Below are 17,473 nucleotides of genomic sequence, written 5' to 3'. Positions count from 1 at the left end.
GCCCGATTCGCCGACACGACCGTGCACAGTTCGCAAAATTCCAGTTCGAGCGGCGCGCCACGCGTGCGCCTGCTGCCGCGGCGCGATGCAGCAGACGGCGAGCTACGAAGCCGCCAGCGCCTCGCCCACATAGGGCGTATGCAGCGCGAGCTGGTGCGGATGCAGCGTCGCGTGCAGCACGTACGCGGCGCCGCCCACTGCCGTGGCGAGCTCCGCGTACCGGGCAAGGCGCACCTCCGGCGCCGTGAGGCGCGCCCGTGCCGCGAAATCGGCCAGGGCGCCCGTGGCCGCGTCGAGCAGCGTCGCGCCGCCGAGCGTCACCGTCTCGCCCCCGAGCACGATCACCTGCGGATTGAACGTGGACCAGACGTTCTGCATCAGCACGCCGAGCGAAGCCCCAGCGCGCGCGAACGCATCGTGCGTCGTCTCGTCGCCCGCGGCCAGCTGGCGTGCGAGCGCGCGCCGGTCGATGTGGCCGCGCCGCACGCACCCCGAAGCCGTGGCGATCGCCTTCAACCCGATATACGCCTCCGCGCATCCGAGCCGCCCGCACGAACACGCCGCACCCCCGATCACGAGCGTCGTGTGCCCGATCTCGCCCGCCGACCCGCTCGCGCCGGTGAAGAGCGCTTCGTCCAGGATGATGCCCGCGCCGACGCCCACGCCGCAGCTCACGTACACGAGCGGGTCGTCGCGCCGCTCGGAAAACTCCGCCTCGCCCACCGCGGCGAGGTCGGCCTCGTTCTGGTAGTAGACGGGCACGTCGCCGAGCCCCGCGGACGCGAGCTCCTTGCCGAGCCGTCGGCCCACTTCCACGTTGCGCCAGCCGATGTTGGGGGCGAGCTCCAGCACGCCCGATCGCTTGTCGATGAGTCCGTGCAGCCCCACGCCGATGCCCAGCAGCCGCACGCCCCGGCGCGCCACGCGCTTGAAGAGCGCGGTGGCCATTTCGGCGAGCTGATGGCAGGCCGCATCCGGGTCCTTCGAGCGCAGCGTCGCCTGCTCCGATGCCACGACGTCGCCGCGAATCGACGTCGCCACCACCCGGATCGCATCGGGCCCCAGGTCCGCGCCCAGCAGCAGGATGCGCGTGCCGTCCAGCCGCAGGGGCGTCGGCCGCCGGCCCGGCGCGCCGGTGACGGCCGCGTCGTCTTCGACGAGCCAGCCTTCGTCGATCAGCTCCTTCACGAGCACGCTCACGGTGGACCGCGTGAGGCCGCTCGAGCCCGAAAGGTCCGACCGCGACAGGCCGCGCGCCTTCAGCAGCAGGCGCAGCAGCGCCATGCGGTTGATGTTCTTGATGAACTGCTGGTCACCGGTGAGCGGCACCGTGGGCATCGAATTCCTCGCGATTCCCGGTTGTACATCACCCGGGCGCTTCAGCGCCCGCCGGACACCTTGAGGTTCGCGCCCGTGACGTAGGAGGCCTCGTCCGAGAGGAGAAAGAGCACGCTGCGCGCCACTTCGTCCGGCTGGCCGATGCGCTTCAGCGGAATCATCGGCACCACCTGCGCGATGCGCTCGGGCTCCGTCGTGCCGGTGTCGGTGAGCCCCGGCATCACGGCGTTCACGCGGATGCCGTCTTCGGCGAGCTCGAGCGACAGGCCCGTCGCCATCGTGTTGATGGCGCCCTTGGAAGCCGCGTACCAGACGTAGGCGTTCGGTGCGCCGAGCACCGCGGTGATCGATGACACGAGCACGATCGCGCCGCCGCGCCCGCCGTGCCGCGTCGAGATGCGAGCGATCGCGGCGCGCGTCACCATGAAAGCGCCGATCACGTTCACGTCGAACACTTCCTTCAACGCCTCGGTGGACATCGACTCCACGCGCGAGAGCTTCGGTGTGATGGCGCTGTTGAAGACCAAATGCGTGAGGCGGCCGAGCCGCGAGTCCACTTCCGCGAAGAGCCGCTCCACATCCGCTTCGCGCGAGACGTCCGCCTGGATCGCGACAGCGCGCGCGCCGCTCGCCTTCACCGCGTCGACGACGCCGGCCGCGGCCGCGGCATCCTGTCTGTAGTTCACGGCGACGTCGAAGCCGCGCGCGCCCGCGAGCTTCGAGATGGCCGCACCGATGCCCCGGCCGCCGCCGGTCACGAGCAAGACGGGTCGCTCCATGGCCGCTCTCTCCTTCTTCCGATCGTCCGAGTTGGTGATTTCCCTAGCAGGAAGCCGGAGTGAGTATGGCACATTTGTTCGACCGTCAAACTAATTAAAACCTTGGAGACGTCCCGCGCCGCTACCCTCCCCGCGATCCGGGCGACGAGGATCGCGCCGGTCGTCGCTTTCCTGCCGACGATCGTCGCGGTCGTTGCCGTCTTCGTGGGCTGCCTGCTGTGGACCGTGTTCGTTTCGTTCACGGATTCGCGCTCCATCCCCGACCTCACGCTGTCGGGCTTCGGCCAGTGGACTCGCCTCTTCACCGACTACCGCTGGCGCACGGCGATGGGCAACATGTTCGTGTTCGCCGCCTTCTACATCGCCGGCTGCCTGGTGCTCGGCTACGTGCTCGCGGTGTGCATCGACCAGCGCGTGCACGGCGAGAATTTTTTCCGCACGGTCTTTCTCTGCCCGCACGCGCTTTCCTTCATCGTCACGGGGCAGATCTGGAAGTGGTGCCTCGACCCGGAGTTCGGCCTGCAGAAATTCGTGCGCGACCTCGGCTGGACCACGTTCACGTTCGACTGGATCGCCGACCGGCACATGGCGATCTACACGATCGTGATCGCGGGCGTGTGGCAAAGCATCGGCGTGGTCATGGTGCTCATGCTCGCGGGCCTGCGCGGCATCGACGAGGACCTCTGGAAGGCCACGCGCGTGGACGGCATCCCGCCGTGGCGCGTGTACACCGAAGTGGTGCCGCCCATGATGGTGCCGATGCTGCTCACGAGCGTCGCGCTCCTCGGCACGGGCGCCGTGAAGAACTACGACCTCGTGATCGCGATGACCGACGGCGGACCGGGCATCGCGACCGACGTGCCGTCGAAGTTCGTGATGGAGTATCTCTTCGAGCGATCCAACATCGGCCTGGCCGCCGCGGGCGCGGCCACCATGCTGCTCGTGACGCTCGCGGTCTCCGCGCCGCTGCTCGTCTGGGGCGCGTGGCAGAAGCGGCGGCGGCCCGTGCGCGGCGAATGACGACGATGGCAGCCCACGCGAACCGCTTTCCCGCCACCGCCGCCGGCCCGGCGCCCGCCCGCATCGGCCCCGCGCGCATCGGACTCTACGTGTTCCTGCTGGCATCGGCCTGCGTCATCCTGATGCCGATCTACGTGATGATCGCCACCGCGCTGAAGACCATGTCCGAAATCCGCGGCGGCAACGTGCTGCTGTGGCCCTCGGCGCCCGATCTCGTCGCATGGGTCAAGGCGTGGTCGGGGGCCTGCATCGGCCTCGAATGCACGGGCATCCACGTCGGCTTCTGGAACTCGGTGCGCATCGTGGTGCCGAGCGTGATCCTCGCCGTCCTCCTGGGCGCCGTGAACGGCTACTGCCTGTCGTTCTGGCGCTTTCGCGGCGCGAACCTCATGTTCGGCGTGATGCTCTTCGCGATCTTCATTCCCTACCAGGTGTTCGTATTTCCGATGATCGCGATCGCCGCCCGGCTCGGCCTGTACGGCAAGCTCGCGGGCGTGATCCTCGCGCACGTCGTCTTCGGCCTGCCGATCATGACGCTCATGTTCCGCAACTACTTCGCGACGCTGCCGCCGGAACTCTTCAAGGCCGCGCGCGTCGACGGCGCGGGCTTCTGGCGCATCTTCCTCGAGATCATGATGCCGATGGCCAAGCCGATCGTCGTCGTGGCCGTGATCTGGCAGGCGACAGCGAGCTGGAACGACTATCTCCTGGGCCTCGTCTTCGCGGGCCGCGAGAACCTGCCGATGACGGCGCAGCTCAATCTGCTCGTGAGCGCGGAGATGGGCGCGCACGAATACAACGTCGACATGGCGGCCACGGTGCAGACGGCGCTCATCCCGCTCATCGTCTATTTCGTCTCCGGCAAATGGTTCGCGCGCGGCATCGCCGCGGGCGCGGTGAAGGGCTGAACGCGCGATGGAGCCGAAGATCGAATTGCGCCAGGTGTCGGTTGCCTTCCATGGCGTGCCGGTGCTGCGCGACATCGACCTCACGATCGCCGAGGGCGAATTCCTCGTGCTGCTCGGGCCTTCGGGCTGCGGCAAGTCGACGCTGCTGAACGCCATCGCCGGGCTGCTCGACGTCTCGGCCGGCCAGGTGTGGATCGCCGGGCGCAACGTGACGTGGGCCGAACCGAAGGACCGCGGCATCGCGATGGTGTTCCAGTCGTATGCGCTCTACCCGGCGATGGATGTGTACGGCAACCTCGCCTTCGCGCTGCGCGTGGCGGGCCTGCCGAAAAAGGAGATCGAGGAACGCGTCATGCGCGCCGCCGAACTGCTCGAACTCGCTCCGCTGCTGCGCCGTCGCCCGGCTGCGCTCTCGGGCGGCCAGCGCCAGCGCGTCGCGATCGGCCGCGCGCTCGTGCGGGCGGCCGAGGTGTTCCTGTTCGACGAGCCGCTGTCCAATCTCGATGCGCAGTTGCGCGCCGAACTGCGCGTGGAAATCAAGCAGCTCCATCTGCGCCTTCGCAACACGACCGTGTACGTGACGCACGACCAGGTCGAGGCGTTGAGCCTCGCCGACCGGATCGCCGTGATGCGCGGCGGCGTGATGCAGCAGCTCGCCGACCCGGACACGGTGTACCGCCGGCCGGCCAATCGCTTCGTCGCGAGCTTTCTCGGCTCGCCCGCGATGAACTTCGTGCCGGGCACGCTCGACGCCGAAGCGGGCACGCCCGTCTTTCGCGCCGAGGGCATCGTCGTGCCGCTGCCGCGCTACGCGGGCCTCTCCGAGGTGCTGGCGGGCCGTCCGGTGACGCTGGGCATCCGGCCCGAGGACATCGTCACCGGAGAAGAAGCCGCTGCCGCGGGGTTCCGCTGGCAGGCACCCGTGACGCTGCGCGAATCGCTCGGCAGCGAAACCCTGTTGTGGTCCTCGCTCGCCGGAGCGCGCGCGGCCATCCGCACCACCGCGCGCTCGGGCGCGGCGATCGGGGACCTCATGCCGGCCGGCTTCGACTCCGACCGGGTGTCGCTGTTCGACGCGGCGACCGAGGAGCGGATCTGACGCGACGCCCCTCCCAAGGCGGGCGCAACCGCGCAGCACGATGGAGCTAGGACCAACCCAGGAGACACGTATGAAGACACGCAAAGTAACCGCAAGGCGCGCGATCGTCGCAGCGGCCGCATGCATGATCGCCACCTTGGCGGCGCCGTCGTTCGCGGCCGATCCGCTGCCGGCGGAGCTCATCAACGTCTGGACCGGCGCGGGCGAACGCGTCATGCTGAAGGTGCTGGCCGACGGCTACGACGCGGCGGGCGGCAAGTTCGTCAACACGCCGGTTCCCACCGGCAACAACGTGATGGCGATGACCGTGAACCGCATCGTGGGCGGCAACCCGCCGACCTCCAGCCAGTTCGCCTTCTCGCGCATCTTCGACGACCTGCTGAAGAAAGGCCAGCTCGCCGACATCGACGACGTGGCGCGCGCCGAAGGCTGGGCGAAAGTGCTGCCCAAGGAAATCATGGACGGCATCTCGTTCAACGGCAAGGTGTACCTCTCGCCGGTGGACATCACGAGCATGAACCGCCTCTACTACAACATCCCCGTGCTGAAGAAAGCGGGCGTGGAGAAGGCGCCCACCGATCTGAACGAGGATTTCTTCGCCGCGCTCGACAAGCTGAAGGCAAGCGGCGTGATCCCGCTCGCGCTCGGCGGCAACGCGGGGCAATACCGCTGGACGTGGGACGCCGTGATGTCGGCCGTGGGCGGCAAGGACCACTGGCTTGCCGTCTACGTGCAGCGCGATCCGAAGGCGATGAAGGACGCGACGCAGCGCAAGGTCTTCGAGACCTACCGGCGCCTCTCGAAGTACATCGACAAGGGCAGCCCCGGCCGCGCGTGGCAGGCGACGACCAACCTCGTGATCTCGGGGCAGGCGGGCATGCAGATCCTCGGCGACTGGGGCAAGGCGGAGTTCGTCGCGGCGGGCAAGAAGCCGGGCGTGGACTTCGGCTGCGGACTGCCGGGCGGCATCTTCGTGATGACGGGCGACGTGCTCGCGTTCCCGAAGCAGAAATCGCCCGAGGCCGAACAGGCGCAGAAGCTGCTTGCCAAGGTGTCGATGGCGCCGAAGATCCAGCTCGAGTTCAACATCAAGCACGGCTCGATCCCGCCGCGCACGGACGTGAAGGTCGCGGGCAACCCCGACTTCGACCAGTGCGTGCAGACCGCCGCCGCCACCTACGGCACGGGCGCGAACGTCGTGCGCAATTCGGCGCTCATCCTGTCGCCCGACGCGATGGGCTCGGTGGTGGACCTCGTGAGCGAATACTTCAACACCGACATGCCCACCGACCAGGCGCTCGACCGGTTCGCGGCGATTCTCACGAGCGGCAAGTGAACGGCGCGCGAACATGACGGCCCCCAAGGTCCTCTTCATCGGCGGCACGGGCCGCCTCAGCTGGTCGTGCGTGGAGCGCTCGATCGCGAAGGGCTTCGACGTGTCGGTGCTCAATCGCGGCCAGAGCGACGCGCGAGCGGTTCCGGCCGGCGCGCGGGCGCTCAAAGGCAACGCGCGCGAGCCGCAGACCGTGCGCGCGGCCGTGCAGGGCATGGAGTTCGACGCGGTCGTCAACTTCGTGGCGTTCACGGCCGACGACGTCGGCCACGACCTCGAACTCTTTCGCGGCCGCACCGGGCAATACATGTTCATCAGCTCGGCCTCCGCCTACCAGACGCCGCCCGCGCGGCTGCCGATCGTCGAGTCGACGCCGCTGCACAACCCGGTGTGGGCCTACTCGCAGAACAAGATTCGCGCGGAGGAGCGCCTCGTGCGCGCGTATCGCGAGGAGAACTACCCCGTCACGATCGTGCGGCCCTCGCACACCTACGACCGGGGCGTGGTCCCGATGATCGGCGGCTGGACTTCGATCGCGCGCATGCGCGCGGGCAGGGAGATCGTGGTGCACGGGGACGGCTCGTCGCTCTGGACACTCACGCACGCGCGCGATTTCGCGAAGGGCGTGGTCGGGCTGCTCGCCAATCCGCGCGCGTACGGCGACAGCTTCCACATCACCTCGGACGAGTCGCCGTGCTGGAACACGATCGTGCTCACGCTCGCGCACGCGGCGGGCGTGCGCGAGCCGAAGATCGTTCACGTGCCCTCGGATGCCATCGCGGCCGCGGACAAGGACTGGGGCGACGCGCTGCTGGGCGACATGGCGCACAGCCTCGTCTTCGACAACCGCAAGGTCCGCTCGCTCGTGCCGGAATTCGTGTGCACCACGACGTTCGCCGAGGGCGCGCGCGAAATGATGGAATGGTTCGACGCGCATCCCGAGCGCAAGATCGTCGATGCCGCGAAGGACGCGACGATGGACTGGCTCGTGGACACCTATCGCCCCCGGAAGCGCTGAAAGATGGAAAGCGACCGGTTCCTCCAGGTGGCGGGCGACCGCTTCGTCGACGCGGCGGGACGCACCGTCGTCCTGCGCGGCTACAACATCGGCGGATTCCTCAACATGGAGAACTTCCTCACGGGGTTCCCTTCGACGGAGTCGCTGCAGCGCGGCGCGCTCGCGCGCGCGCTCGGGCCCGAGCGGTGCAAGCGCTTCTTCGACCGCTTCATGTCCGCCTTCTTCGGCGATGACGACGCGCGGTTCATCGCCTCGCTCGGCATGAACCACGTGCGCCTGCCGGTGAACTATCTTCACTTCGAGGACGACGACCGGCCCTTCGAGCTGAAGGAAGAGGGCTTTCGCCTCGTGGACGAAGTCGTGGCTGCGTGCGATCGCCACGGCCTTTACGTGATCGTCGACCTGCACGCGCTGCCGGGCTGCCAGAACATGGACTGGCACAGCAACAACCCGACGCATCACGCGCACTTCTGGACGCACCGGCATTTCCAGGATCGCGTGGTGAACCTCTGGGAGGCGCTCGCGCGCCGCTACCGCGGCAACCCCGCCGTCGCCGGCTACAACCTCATGAACGAGCCCGGCGATGCGACGGGCGAGAAGATCGCACCGGTCTGCGACCGGATCGCCGCGGCCATCCGCGCGGTCGATCCCGACCACATCCTCTTTCTCGACGGCAACCGCTACGGCACGGACTTCACGCCCTTCGAGGGCCGCGTGCCCGCGCCGAACACCGTGTATTCGGCGCACGACTACAAGACGCCGGGGATGGTCTACGGCGGGCCGTACCCGGGCGTGACGCGCGGCGTGTTCGTGGACCGTGCGCATGTCGAGCGGACCTTCCTCGAACGCACGGCGTACATGCGCAAAACGGCAACGCCCGTGTGGATCGGCGAATTCGGCCCCGTCTTCACGAACGACCCCGCGCGCGACGAAGACAAGTACCGGCTGCTCTCGGACCAGCTCGATCTCTACGAGTCGCATGGCGCGAGCTGGGCGATCTGGGCCTACAAGGACATCGGCGGCGAAGGGCTCGTGTACGCGGCGCCGGATTCCGCATGGCTCGGGCGGATCGCACCCGTCGTGGCAAAGAAGATTCGACTCGGCGTGGACAGCTGGGCCACGACCGATGCGTCGATCCGCCACATCATGGCGCCCATCGAGGAGACCTTCGCGAAGGAATATCCCGCGTTCGAACCGTTCCCCTTCGGCCAGCAGCGCTGGATTCAGACGCTCGTGCGCGCGATCCTGCTCGCCGAGCCGATGGTCGCGGATTTCGAGGCCTGCTTCGCGGGCGTCGACGACGCGGCGGCGATCGAGCTGGCGGACTCGTTCCGCTTCGACCGATGCGTGCGCCGCCAGCCGCTCGCGGAACTCATCGCCTCGAAGATCGCCTCATCTTCACTTCGCTGAATCGCCATGCATCCTTACGCCACTTACGCAACTTATCCGAGCCTCGTCGACCGCACCGTGCTCGTCACGGGCGGCGCCACCGGCATCGGCGAAAGCCTCGTCGAGCACTTCGCCGCGCAGGGCTCGCGCGTGGGCTTCATCGACATCGACGAAGCCGCGGGCCGCGCGCTGGTCGCGCGCCTCGGGCAGTCGCGAACGGTGCCGCTCTTCCTCCACGCGGACCTCACGGACCTGAAAGCCATGCAAGCGGCCATCGAATCGTTGCGTGCGCGCTTCGGCCCCGTGACCGCGCTCGTCAACAATGCGGCCAACGACGTGCGTCACACGGTGGAAGAGACAACGCCCGAAAGCTGGGACGCGGGCATGGCCGTGAACCTGAAGCACCAGTTCTTCGCGGCGAAAGCCGTGCTGCCCGACATGCGCGCGGCAGGCGGCGGCTCCATCGTCAATCTGGGCTCGGTGAGCTGGATGCTCAAGATCAGGAACCTCACCGTCTACCAGACCGCGAAGGCCGCGGTGAAAGGACTCACGCGCAGCCTCGCGCGCGAACTGGGCACGATGAACATCCGCGTGAATTCGATCGTGCCCGGCTGGGTCATGACGGAAAAGCAGGTGCGCCTCTGGCTCGACGACGCGGGGCGCGCGGAGCTGGAGCGGGGCCAGTGCATCCACCGGCCGCTGCTGCCCGAACACATCGCGCGCATGGCGCTCTTTCTCGCCGCCGACGACAGCGACATGTGCACGGCGCAGGATTTCGTGGTGGACGGAGGCTGGACGTGAAGGCGACCCTGCTCGCGAGCGCCCGCGCGGAACTGGGCGAATGCGCGCTCTGGTGCGAGCGGCGCTCGGCGCTCTTCTGGACCGACATCGAAGGCCGCACCGTGAACCGCTGGCGCGAGGCGGACGCAAGCGTGCGGCAATGGACGCTGCCGGAGCGCTGCGGCAGCTTCGCCCTCTGCGAACGCACCGAGCAGCTGCTTCTCGGCCTCGCGAGCGGCATCGCCCTCTTCAACCTGGACACGGACGCGATGACGCCGGTGATCCCCGTCGAAGCGGACAACCCCGTCACGCGCCTGAACGACGGCAGATGCGACGTGCAAGGGCGCTTCGTCTTCGGCACCTTCAACCAGGCGAAGGACGCCGCGGCCATCGGCCACTTCTACCGGGTCGGCGCGGACCTGCGAGTCGAGCGCCTGCCGCTGCCGGCCGTGGCCGTCGCCAACAGCATCGCCTTCAGCCCGGACGGGCGCCTCATGTACTTCACCGATTCCTGGTCCCGCGAGATCTGGTGCGTGGACTACCACGCCGACGGGCGGCTCGGCACGCCGCGGCTTTTCGTCCGGATCCCGAAAAGCGAGGGCTTTCCCGACGGCTCGGCGGTGGATGCCGAAGGCGGCCTCTGGAATGCGCAATGGGCGGGCGGCTGCGTCGTGCGCTACGCCCCCGACGGCAGCGCGACCCTGCGCGTGCCCCTGCCCGCTTCCCAGGTGACCTGCCCGGCCTTCGGCGGCGCCGGGCTGGACCGGCTCTTCGTCACCACCGCGCGCGCGGGCCTCGACGACGCGCAACTGCGGGCACAACCCACCGCGGGGGACGTCTTCGAAGTGCCCGTGGCGAGCCGCGGCCTGCCCGAGCACCGCTTCCGGACGGACCTGCGGGCCTGAGGGCGAAACCGCCTGCGTACCGCCGATCCGAACCGGCAGGCTTGCGTCTTGCTAGGATTCGGCGCATGTCGATCCATGCCGCGCTGAACCACGTCTCCCATTACCGCTACGACCGCCCCGTGCAGCTCGGCCCGCAGGTCGTGCGCCTGCGACCGGCGCCGCACTGCCGCAGCAAGGTGATTTCGTATTCGCTGCGCGTCGAGCCCGCGAACCACTTCGTCAACTGGCAGCAGGACCCGTTCGCCAACTACCAGGCACGGTTCGTGTTCCCGGAGACGACGCGCGAGTTCACGGTGACAGTCGACCTCGTGGTCGAGATGGCCGTGTACAACCCCTTCGACTTCTTTCTCGAACCGAAGGCCGAGAAGTTCCCGTTCGAATACGAACCGCTCGTGGCGCAGGAACTCGCGCCCTACCTCGCGCTGGAGCCGCTCACCCCGCTCGTGAAGGCGTATCTGGAGAAGGTCGATCGCGCGCCGCGCGCGACGATCGACTTCCTGGTCGATCTGAACCAGCGGCTGCAGCGCGACGTTCGCTATCTGATCCGCATGGAGCCGGGCGTGCAGACGCCCGAGGAGACGTTGCGCAACGCGAGCGGGTCCTGCCGCGACACGGGGTGGCTGCTCGTGCAGCTGCTGCGCCGCCTGGGGCTCGCGGCGCGCTTCGTGTCGGGCTACCTGATCCAGCTGAAGCCGGACGTGAAATCGCTGGAAGGCCCGAGCGGCGCCGAGGTGGACTTCACCGACCTGCACGCCTGGTGCGAGGTCTACCTGCCGGGCGCGGGCTGGATCGGACTCGATCCGACTTCCGGGCTGCTTGCGGGCGAAGGCCACATCCCGCTCGCCTGCACGCCGCAGCCTTCGGGCGCCGCGCCCATCGAGGGGCTCGTGGACGAAAGCGAAGCCGAGTTCTCGCATCGCATGGAGGTGACGCGCATCTTCGAGTCGCCGCGCGTGACCCGGCCCTACACCGAGGAGCAGTGGTCGAGCGTGCTGGCGCTGGGCGCCGCGGTCGACCGCGCGCTCGACGCGGGAGACGTGCGGCTCACGATGGGGGGCGAGCCGACCTTCGTCGCGGTCGACAACCGCGATGCGCCGGAGTGGAACACGGATGCGCTCGGCCCCACCAAGCGCGGCTGCGCGACGGAGCTCGTGCACAAGCTGCGCGCCGAATACGGCGCCAACGGCTTCCTGCATTTCGGCCAGGGCAAGTGGTATCCGGGCGAGCAGTTGCCGCGCTGGGCGCTTTCGATCTTCTGGCGCGCCGACGGCGAGCCGTGCTGGCGCAATCCGGCGCTCTTCGCCGACGAGCGCGAGGCCACGCGGTACACGAGCGAGGACGCGGAACGCTTCATCCGGGGGCTCGCGGGGCGGCTCAACATCACGGACCGGTTCATCCAGCCCGGCTACGAGGACGTCTTCTACTACCTGTGGCGCGAACGCAAGCTGCCGGTGAACGTGGACCCGTTCGATTCGCGGCTGGACGACGAGATGGAGCGGCAGCGGCTGCGGCGCGTGTTCGAGCAGAAGCTCGATTCGGTCGTCGGCTACGTGATGCCGCTGCAGGCGAACGCCGGGCCGGCGCTCGCGGGGCCGACGTGGAGCACCGGACCCTGGTTCTTCCGCGACGACCGCATGTACCTGATCCCGGGGGATTCGCCGATGGGCTATCGCCTGCCCCTCGAATCGCTGCCGTGGGTGAGCAAGGAGGACTACCCGTATCTGCACGAGCAGGACCCGATGGTGCAGCGGCCGTCGCTGCCGGCGGCGCGGGAGATGAGCGCGAGGTATGTGATGCAGGGGCGGGTCGAGGCGCGCCCCTACCCTCACCCCAACCCTCTCCCGCCGGCGGGAGAGGGAGCCCCGGATGAACTCCCTCTCCCCTCTGGGGAGAGGGCGGGGGTGAGGGGCCCCACCCGCTTCCAATCCGCCCACGGGATCACCCGCACCGCCCTCTGCGTCGAAGCACGCGACCCGCAGCGCTCCAACGGCCCGCGCGCCGAGCGCGAGCACGGCGCAGCCGGCGCGGCGCTCTACGTCTTCATGCCTCCGCTCGCGCGCCTGGAGGATTACCTCGAACTGGTCGCGGCCGTCGAAGCCACCGCGCAAGACCTCGGCGTGAAGATCGTGCTCGAGGGCTATCCGCCTCCGCGCGATCCGCGCCTGAAGATGCTGCAGGTCACGCCCGACCCCGGCGTGATCGAAGTCAACATCCACCCCGCGCACAACTGGGGCGAACTCGTCGACCACACCGAGTTTCTGTACCAGGCCGCGTTCGAAAGCCGGCTTTCCGCCGAGAAGTTCATGACCGACGGCCGCCACACCGGCACGGGCGGCGGCAACCACTTCGTGCTCGGCGGCGCGACGCCCGCGGATTCGCCTTTCCTGCGCAAGCCCGAGCTGCTCGCGAGCCTCCTGCTCTACTGGCACAACCACCCGAGCCTCTCGTACCTCTTCTCGGGGCTCTTCATCGGGCCCACGTCGCAGGCGCCTCGCGTGGACGAAGCGCGCAACGACCAGTTGCTGGAACTCGAGATCGCGCTGAGGGAGATCGAGCGCAACCGGCGCATCCACGGCGCGGACATGCCGCCGTGGCTCGTCGACCGGATGCTTCGCAACGTGCTCGTCGACGTCACCGGCAACACGCACCGAAGCGAGTTCTGCATCGACAAGCTCTATTCGCCCGATTCCGCGACGGGCCGTCTCGGCCTCCTGGAGCTGCGCGCCTTCGAGATGCCGCCGCATGCGCGCATGAGCGTGGTGCAGCAGCTTTTGATGCGCGCCCTCGTCGCGCGGTTCTGGAACGAGCCTTACAAGGCGCCCGCGACGCGCTGGGGCACCGAACTGCACGACCGCTGGATGCTGCCCTTTTTCGTGCAGATGGACCTGCACGACGTGCTGGATGAAATGGCACAGGCGGGCTTCGCGTTCGATCGTGCGTGGTTCGCGCCGCATTTCGAGTTCCGCTTCCCCGTGGCGGGCCACATCGAGCTGATGGGCATGGAACTCACGCTGCGCAACGCGCTGGAGCCGTGGCATGTGATGGGCGAGGAAGGCGCGACCGGCGGCACGGTGCGCTACGTCGATTCGTCGCTGGAACGCATCGAAGTGCGCGTGACCGGCATGAACGAGAGCCGCTACGCCGTCACCGTGAACGGCCGGGCGTTGCCGCTGCAGCCGGCGGGGACCGTGGGGGAGTATGTGGCGGGTGTGCGCTACCGCGCGTGGCGGCCCGCGTCGGCGCTGCACCCGACGATCGGCGTGCATGCGCCGCTCACGTTCGACGTGGTGGACACTTGGATGAACCGGTCGCTCGGCGGCTGCCGCTATCACGTGGCGCATCCGGGCGGGCGCAACTACGTGACCTTCCCGGTGAATGCCTACGAGGCCGAAAGCCGCCGGCTCGCGCGGTTCCTGCCGCTCGGGCACACGCCGGGGACGCTGCGGGTGCCGCCCGCGACGATCGGGGTGGCGGGAAGCCGGGAGTTTCCGTTCACGCTCGACTTGCGCAAGCCGCCTCAGGGTTAGATGATGGGCTGGCAAGGAGCACACGACCATGTCCAGCCACGTCTACAAGCACATCGAACTCACCGGCTCGTCGGCCAACGGCATCGAGGACGCCGTGAACAACGCCATCGCGAAGGCGAGCGAGACCGTGCGCAACATCCACTGGTTCAACGTGGTGGAAACGCGCGGCTACGTCGCCGACGGCAAGGTCGCCTACTGGCAGGTGACGGTGAAGGTCGGGTTCACGCTGGAGTGAGGCGCGAGCGGCTCGCGCACGGACGACGCCCCACGAGCCGGGTGCGGTTGGCCTGAGGCACGCCCTTCGGTGAGCCGGGTGGGGGGAGGCTCTCCGCGATCACCGGCCTGCCGCGGAAAGCGAGGACGCCTTGGATTCCCGCCTTCGCGGGGCCGGCTTCGCAACGGGCAAATCACCCGCCTCCGCGGCGTTTGCGAAGTGATTCAGCAGATGCGTCAACGCTTCGAGCTCGTGCGGATCGATCTTGCCGAAGGCTGCGGTCAATCGCCGCGAGTGGTCGTCCATGATCGACCTCAGTCGCTTGCGGCCCGATGCGCTCAGCTCGGCCAGGGAGTTGCGGCGGTCCACGGGGTCCTCCCTGCGATTGAGAAACCCATCCCTCACCAGGCCATCGACCAGGCCGGAAATCGTTGCCCTGCCCACTGAAAGATGGGAGCCCAGGCTGGAGAAGCTCACCGCTTCGTCATTGGCTGCCCACATCAGCATCAGCAACGCGATCTTCGCGGGCGTGAGGCCCGTGCCGGCAAGCCAGCTCGCGTACATGTTGTCGACCCGCTGGGAAGTGCGGCGCAAAGCGAAGAACGCATCGAAGATCGCCGGCGAAAGATTCGGGTAGGTCTTCTTCTGCCGCTCCTTCCAGGAAGGGGGCAGAACAAGCTGGCCGCGCTGGAACGCAGGTTCTTTCTTTTGCATCGGGCGTCATTTTAGTGTCTGTTGCCGGACAGTCTGTGACCAGCCTGTCAGGCGCGCCTTTCGGCGCCTCATCATCTGGCGATCGGCTCGCCAAGACGCGTCAGAGCACCGGGTGGCAGCCAGCCCTCGAACATCGGCAGCAGGTCGTTCAGGCGCCGCACTGCTTCTGCCTCGCAATGCCGACGCGCAACGGCCTGGTAGATTTCGATCAGCGCGCCAGCGCCGGCAGGACCGTGCCGCGGCATTCGCCGAAACCGATGCGCGCGCGGCCCGGCGCTTCGCACCAGCCGCGCAACGTGACCGCATCGCCGTCCTGCAGGAAGCCGCGCTCTTCGCCGTTGGCCAGCACGAGTGGCTTGCGCCCGGCCAATGTCAGCTCGATCATCGCGCCTGCCTCCCCCGGGCCCGGGCCGGAGATGGTGCCGCTGCCCAGCAAGTCGCCGCTTTGCAGATTGCAACCGCCCATGGTGTGGTGCGTCAGCATTTGGGCCGGCGTCCAATACTGATGCCTGAAGCTGGTGTGCGACAGTCGCGTCGGGCCAGCGTGCCCGGCCCGGCTTTTCCCGGTGTCGAGCCATGCTTCCAGGCGGATGTCGATCGCGCCCTGCGCCCGGTTGTCGGCCGACTCCAGGTAGGCAAGCGGTTGCGGTTCGTCTGCGGCACGATTCCATGCATGGCGGAACGGGGCGAGCGCCTCCATCGTCACGATCCACGGCGAGATCGTCGTGCAGAAATTCTTGCCGAGGAAAGGTCCGAGCGGGACCAGTTCCCAGAACTGAATGTCGCGGGCCGACCAGTCATTGAGCAGGCAGACGCCGAAGAGATGCCGCTCGGCATCCGCCAGCGCGACCGGCTCGCCCTGCCTGTTGCCGGGGCCGACGAAGATGCCGAGTTCCAGCTCGTAGTCCAGCCGCGCGCAAGGACCGTGGACCGGCGCCGTGGCGCCCGGCGGCATGGCCTGTCCCATGGGGCGACGATAGCTCTGGCCGCTCACGCCGATGCTGGAAGCCCGCCCGTGATAGGCGATCGGCATCCACTGGAAGTTGGCGGAGATCGGCTCGTCCGGTCGCACGATCCTCATGACGTTGCGCGCATGGTCGATCGAGGTGTAGAAGTCGGTGTAGTCGCCGATCCGCGACGGCACCGTGTGCTCGACGTCGGTTTGCGGCACGAGGCACGGGCGCAGTGCCTTGGCATCGCCACCGTCCTCTCGCAGCGCGCGCGACAGCGCCAGCCGCAGCGCGCGCCAGGACGTTGTCCCGAGCGCCATCAGGTCATTGAGCGCCGGCGCACCCGCATGATGGGCCGCGCGGGCGGCCTCACCCTCGAAGATGCCCGTGGCGTGAGCCATCGCCATGTCGAGGACTTGATCGCCGATGGCCACGCCACCGCGAAAGGCTTCGCGTGTGCCGCGGCGGCGGAACACGCCATGGGGCAGGTTCTGCAGCGGGAAGTCGCAGTCGGGCCGATTGGCCGACGGCACCCAGCTGGTCAGGTCGGGAGCATGCGTTTCGTTCAACATGGCAGGTATCTCCAGGCAAGCGTTGGCGAAGCTGCTTCGCAGCAACGGCTCGAGGCCGCTTGCGAAGATGCGGGGAAAACGAAGCGGCGGGGCGCTGCGCCCCTAGGGGCTCATGGCACGGTCGCCATCAGCGCATCGTCGAAGATCGCGACGGCGCGCGTCCAGCCGGCCGAAGCGCCGCGAATCTTGTGCGGGAAACACGAGATGTAGAAGCCGTCGGGCGGCAGCGCTTCGAGGTTGTGCATCTTCTCGAGGTGGCAATAGCCGATGTCGCGACCTGCCTTGTGACCTTCCCAGATCAGCGACGCATCGCCCGTCTCGCCGTATTTCTTCGCCGTGTGCACGAAGGGCGCATCCCAGCTCCACGCGTCCGTGCCGGTCAGGCGCACGCCGCGTTCGAGCAGGTACATCGTCGCTTCGTAGCCCATGCCGCAACCGGCCGACACGAAATCGGGGTGCCCGTAGCGCGATCCGGCGCGAGTGTTCACCGCGACGATCTCCAGCGGTTCGAGGGTGTGGTGAATGCGCTCCAGCTCTGCCTCGACGTCCCTGGCGGTCACGACATAGCCGTCGGGGAAATGACGGAAGTCCAGCTTCACGCCGGGCTGGAAGCACCACTCGAGCGGCACCTCATGGATCGCGATGGAGCGCTCCTGGTGACCCAGCGCCTTGTTCATGGTGCTGTGGAAGTGGTAAGGCGCATCCAGGTGCGTGCCGTTGTGCGTGGAGAGGTTCACGAGCTCCGCCGCCCAGCCTTCGCCATCGGGAAGGTCTTCCTTCTTCAGGCCGGGAAAGAATGGCTCGATCTGCTCAAAGCTGTCTTCATGGGTGAAGTACTGGATCTTCGGCGCGAAGGCCGGTGGGTCCGACAGCACGTCGTTCTCGAGGAAGATGGACAGGTCGACGAATTTGCGAGGCATTGCGGGA

At 68.1% G+C, this 17,473-nt stretch carries 15 protein-coding genes; 10 read left to right on the top strand and 5 right to left on the bottom strand.

The genetic code is table 11. The annotated features are described in order from the left end of the window. Positions 1–102 precede the first annotated feature (102 nt). Together VHA82_RS18730 and VHA82_RS18725 are read right to left on the bottom strand one after the other, a co-directional pair. Positions 103–1,338 (bottom strand): ROK family transcriptional regulator, encoded by a 1,236-nt coding sequence (locus VHA82_RS18730; protein WP_325546582.1) that lies wholly within the window; start codon positions 1,336–1,338, stop codon positions 103–105. Positions 1,339–1,379: 41 nt separating this feature from the next. Next, positions 1,380–2,117, bottom strand: coding sequence for an SDR family oxidoreductase (locus VHA82_RS18725; protein ID WP_325546580.1), 738 nt, complete (start codon positions 2,115–2,117; stop codon positions 1,380–1,382). A gap of 102 nt (positions 2,118–2,219) precedes the next feature. Here VHA82_RS18725 and VHA82_RS18720 point away from each other — a divergent pair, with 102 nt between their 5' ends. The 10 genes from VHA82_RS18720 to VHA82_RS18675 all read left to right on the top strand — a co-directional run bounded on the left by VHA82_RS18720 (position 2,220) and on the right by VHA82_RS18675 (position 14,331). Continuing rightward, the gene (locus tag VHA82_RS18720) at positions 2,220–3,137 is read left to right on the top strand and encodes a sugar ABC transporter permease (RefSeq protein ID WP_325546578.1); all 918 of its coding nucleotides are present in this window, start codon (positions 2,220–2,222) and stop codon (positions 3,135–3,137) included. Further along, positions 3,134–4,045, top strand: a complete 912-nt coding sequence (locus tag VHA82_RS18715) for a carbohydrate ABC transporter permease (RefSeq protein ID WP_325546575.1) — start codon at positions 3,134–3,136, stop codon at positions 4,043–4,045. Before VHA82_RS18720 ends, VHA82_RS18715 begins: the two co-directional genes overlap by 4 nt. Positions 4,046–4,052: 7 nt before the next feature. Next, the gene (locus VHA82_RS18710; RefSeq protein WP_325546573.1) at positions 4,053–5,144 is read left to right on the top strand and encodes an ABC transporter ATP-binding protein; all 1,092 of its coding nucleotides are present in this window, start codon (positions 4,053–4,055) and stop codon (positions 5,142–5,144) included. A 70-nt stretch (positions 5,145–5,214) separates the two neighbouring features. Further along, positions 5,215–6,480: an ABC transporter substrate-binding protein gene (locus VHA82_RS18705; RefSeq protein ID WP_325546571.1), complete on the top strand. Its 1,266-nt coding sequence runs from the start codon at positions 5,215–5,217 to the stop codon at positions 6,478–6,480. Positions 6,481–6,493: 13 nt separating this feature from the next. Next, positions 6,494–7,495, top strand: a complete 1,002-nt coding sequence (locus tag VHA82_RS18700; RefSeq protein WP_325546569.1) for an NAD-dependent epimerase/dehydratase family protein — start codon at positions 6,494–6,496, stop codon at positions 7,493–7,495. Between the two features lie 3 nt (positions 7,496–7,498). After that, positions 7,499–8,905: a glycoside hydrolase family 5 protein gene (locus tag VHA82_RS18695; protein ID WP_325546567.1), complete on the top strand. Its 1,407-nt coding sequence runs from the start codon at positions 7,499–7,501 to the stop codon at positions 8,903–8,905. Between the two features lie 6 nt (positions 8,906–8,911). Next, positions 8,912–9,685 carry an SDR family oxidoreductase gene (locus tag VHA82_RS18690; RefSeq protein ID WP_325546565.1) on the top strand — a complete coding sequence of 258 codons (774 nt, stop codon included), beginning with the start codon at positions 8,912–8,914 and terminating at the stop codon, positions 9,683–9,685. Beyond that, entirely contained in the window at positions 9,682–10,569 is an 888-nt protein-coding gene (locus VHA82_RS18685; RefSeq protein WP_325546563.1) for an SMP-30/gluconolactonase/LRE family protein, read from the top strand. Before VHA82_RS18690 ends, VHA82_RS18685 begins: the two co-directional genes overlap by 4 nt. Positions 10,570–10,634: 65 nt before the next feature. Then, a complete protein-coding gene (locus VHA82_RS18680; RefSeq protein ID WP_325546561.1) occupies positions 10,635–14,096 on the top strand; it encodes a transglutaminase family protein in 3,462 nt (1,153 codons plus the stop codon). Between the two features lie 28 nt (positions 14,097–14,124). Next, positions 14,125–14,331 carry a dodecin gene (locus VHA82_RS18675; RefSeq protein ID WP_325546559.1) on the top strand — a complete coding sequence of 69 codons (207 nt, stop codon included), beginning with the start codon at positions 14,125–14,127 and terminating at the stop codon, positions 14,329–14,331. A 99-nt stretch (positions 14,332–14,430) separates the two neighbouring features. Here the strand turns inward: VHA82_RS18675 and VHA82_RS18670 are convergent, their stop codons facing one another. The 3 genes from VHA82_RS18670 to VHA82_RS18660 all read right to left on the bottom strand — a co-directional run bounded on the left by VHA82_RS18670 (position 14,431) and on the right by VHA82_RS18660 (position 17,466). Continuing rightward, positions 14,431–15,024: a MarR family winged helix-turn-helix transcriptional regulator gene (locus tag VHA82_RS18670; RefSeq protein WP_325546556.1), complete on the bottom strand. Its 594-nt coding sequence runs from the start codon at positions 15,022–15,024 to the stop codon at positions 14,431–14,433. A gap of 208 nt (positions 15,025–15,232) precedes the next feature. After that, on the bottom strand, positions 15,233–16,546 hold the full coding sequence (gene fahA, locus VHA82_RS18665) for a fumarylacetoacetase (protein ID WP_325546554.1): 1,314 nt from the start codon (positions 16,544–16,546) through the stop codon (positions 15,233–15,235). A gap of 110 nt (positions 16,547–16,656) precedes the next feature. Then, positions 16,657–17,466: a cyclase family protein gene (locus VHA82_RS18660; RefSeq protein ID WP_325546552.1), complete on the bottom strand. Its 810-nt coding sequence runs from the start codon at positions 17,464–17,466 to the stop codon at positions 16,657–16,659. Between the last annotated feature and the right edge of the window lie 7 nt (positions 17,467–17,473).

This window comes from Ramlibacter sp. (assembly GCF_035548915.1).
Taxonomy (GTDB): Bacteria; Pseudomonadota; Gammaproteobacteria; order Burkholderiales; family Burkholderiaceae_C; genus Ramlibacter.
This window is presented reverse-complemented; position numbering and strand designations above follow the sequence as displayed.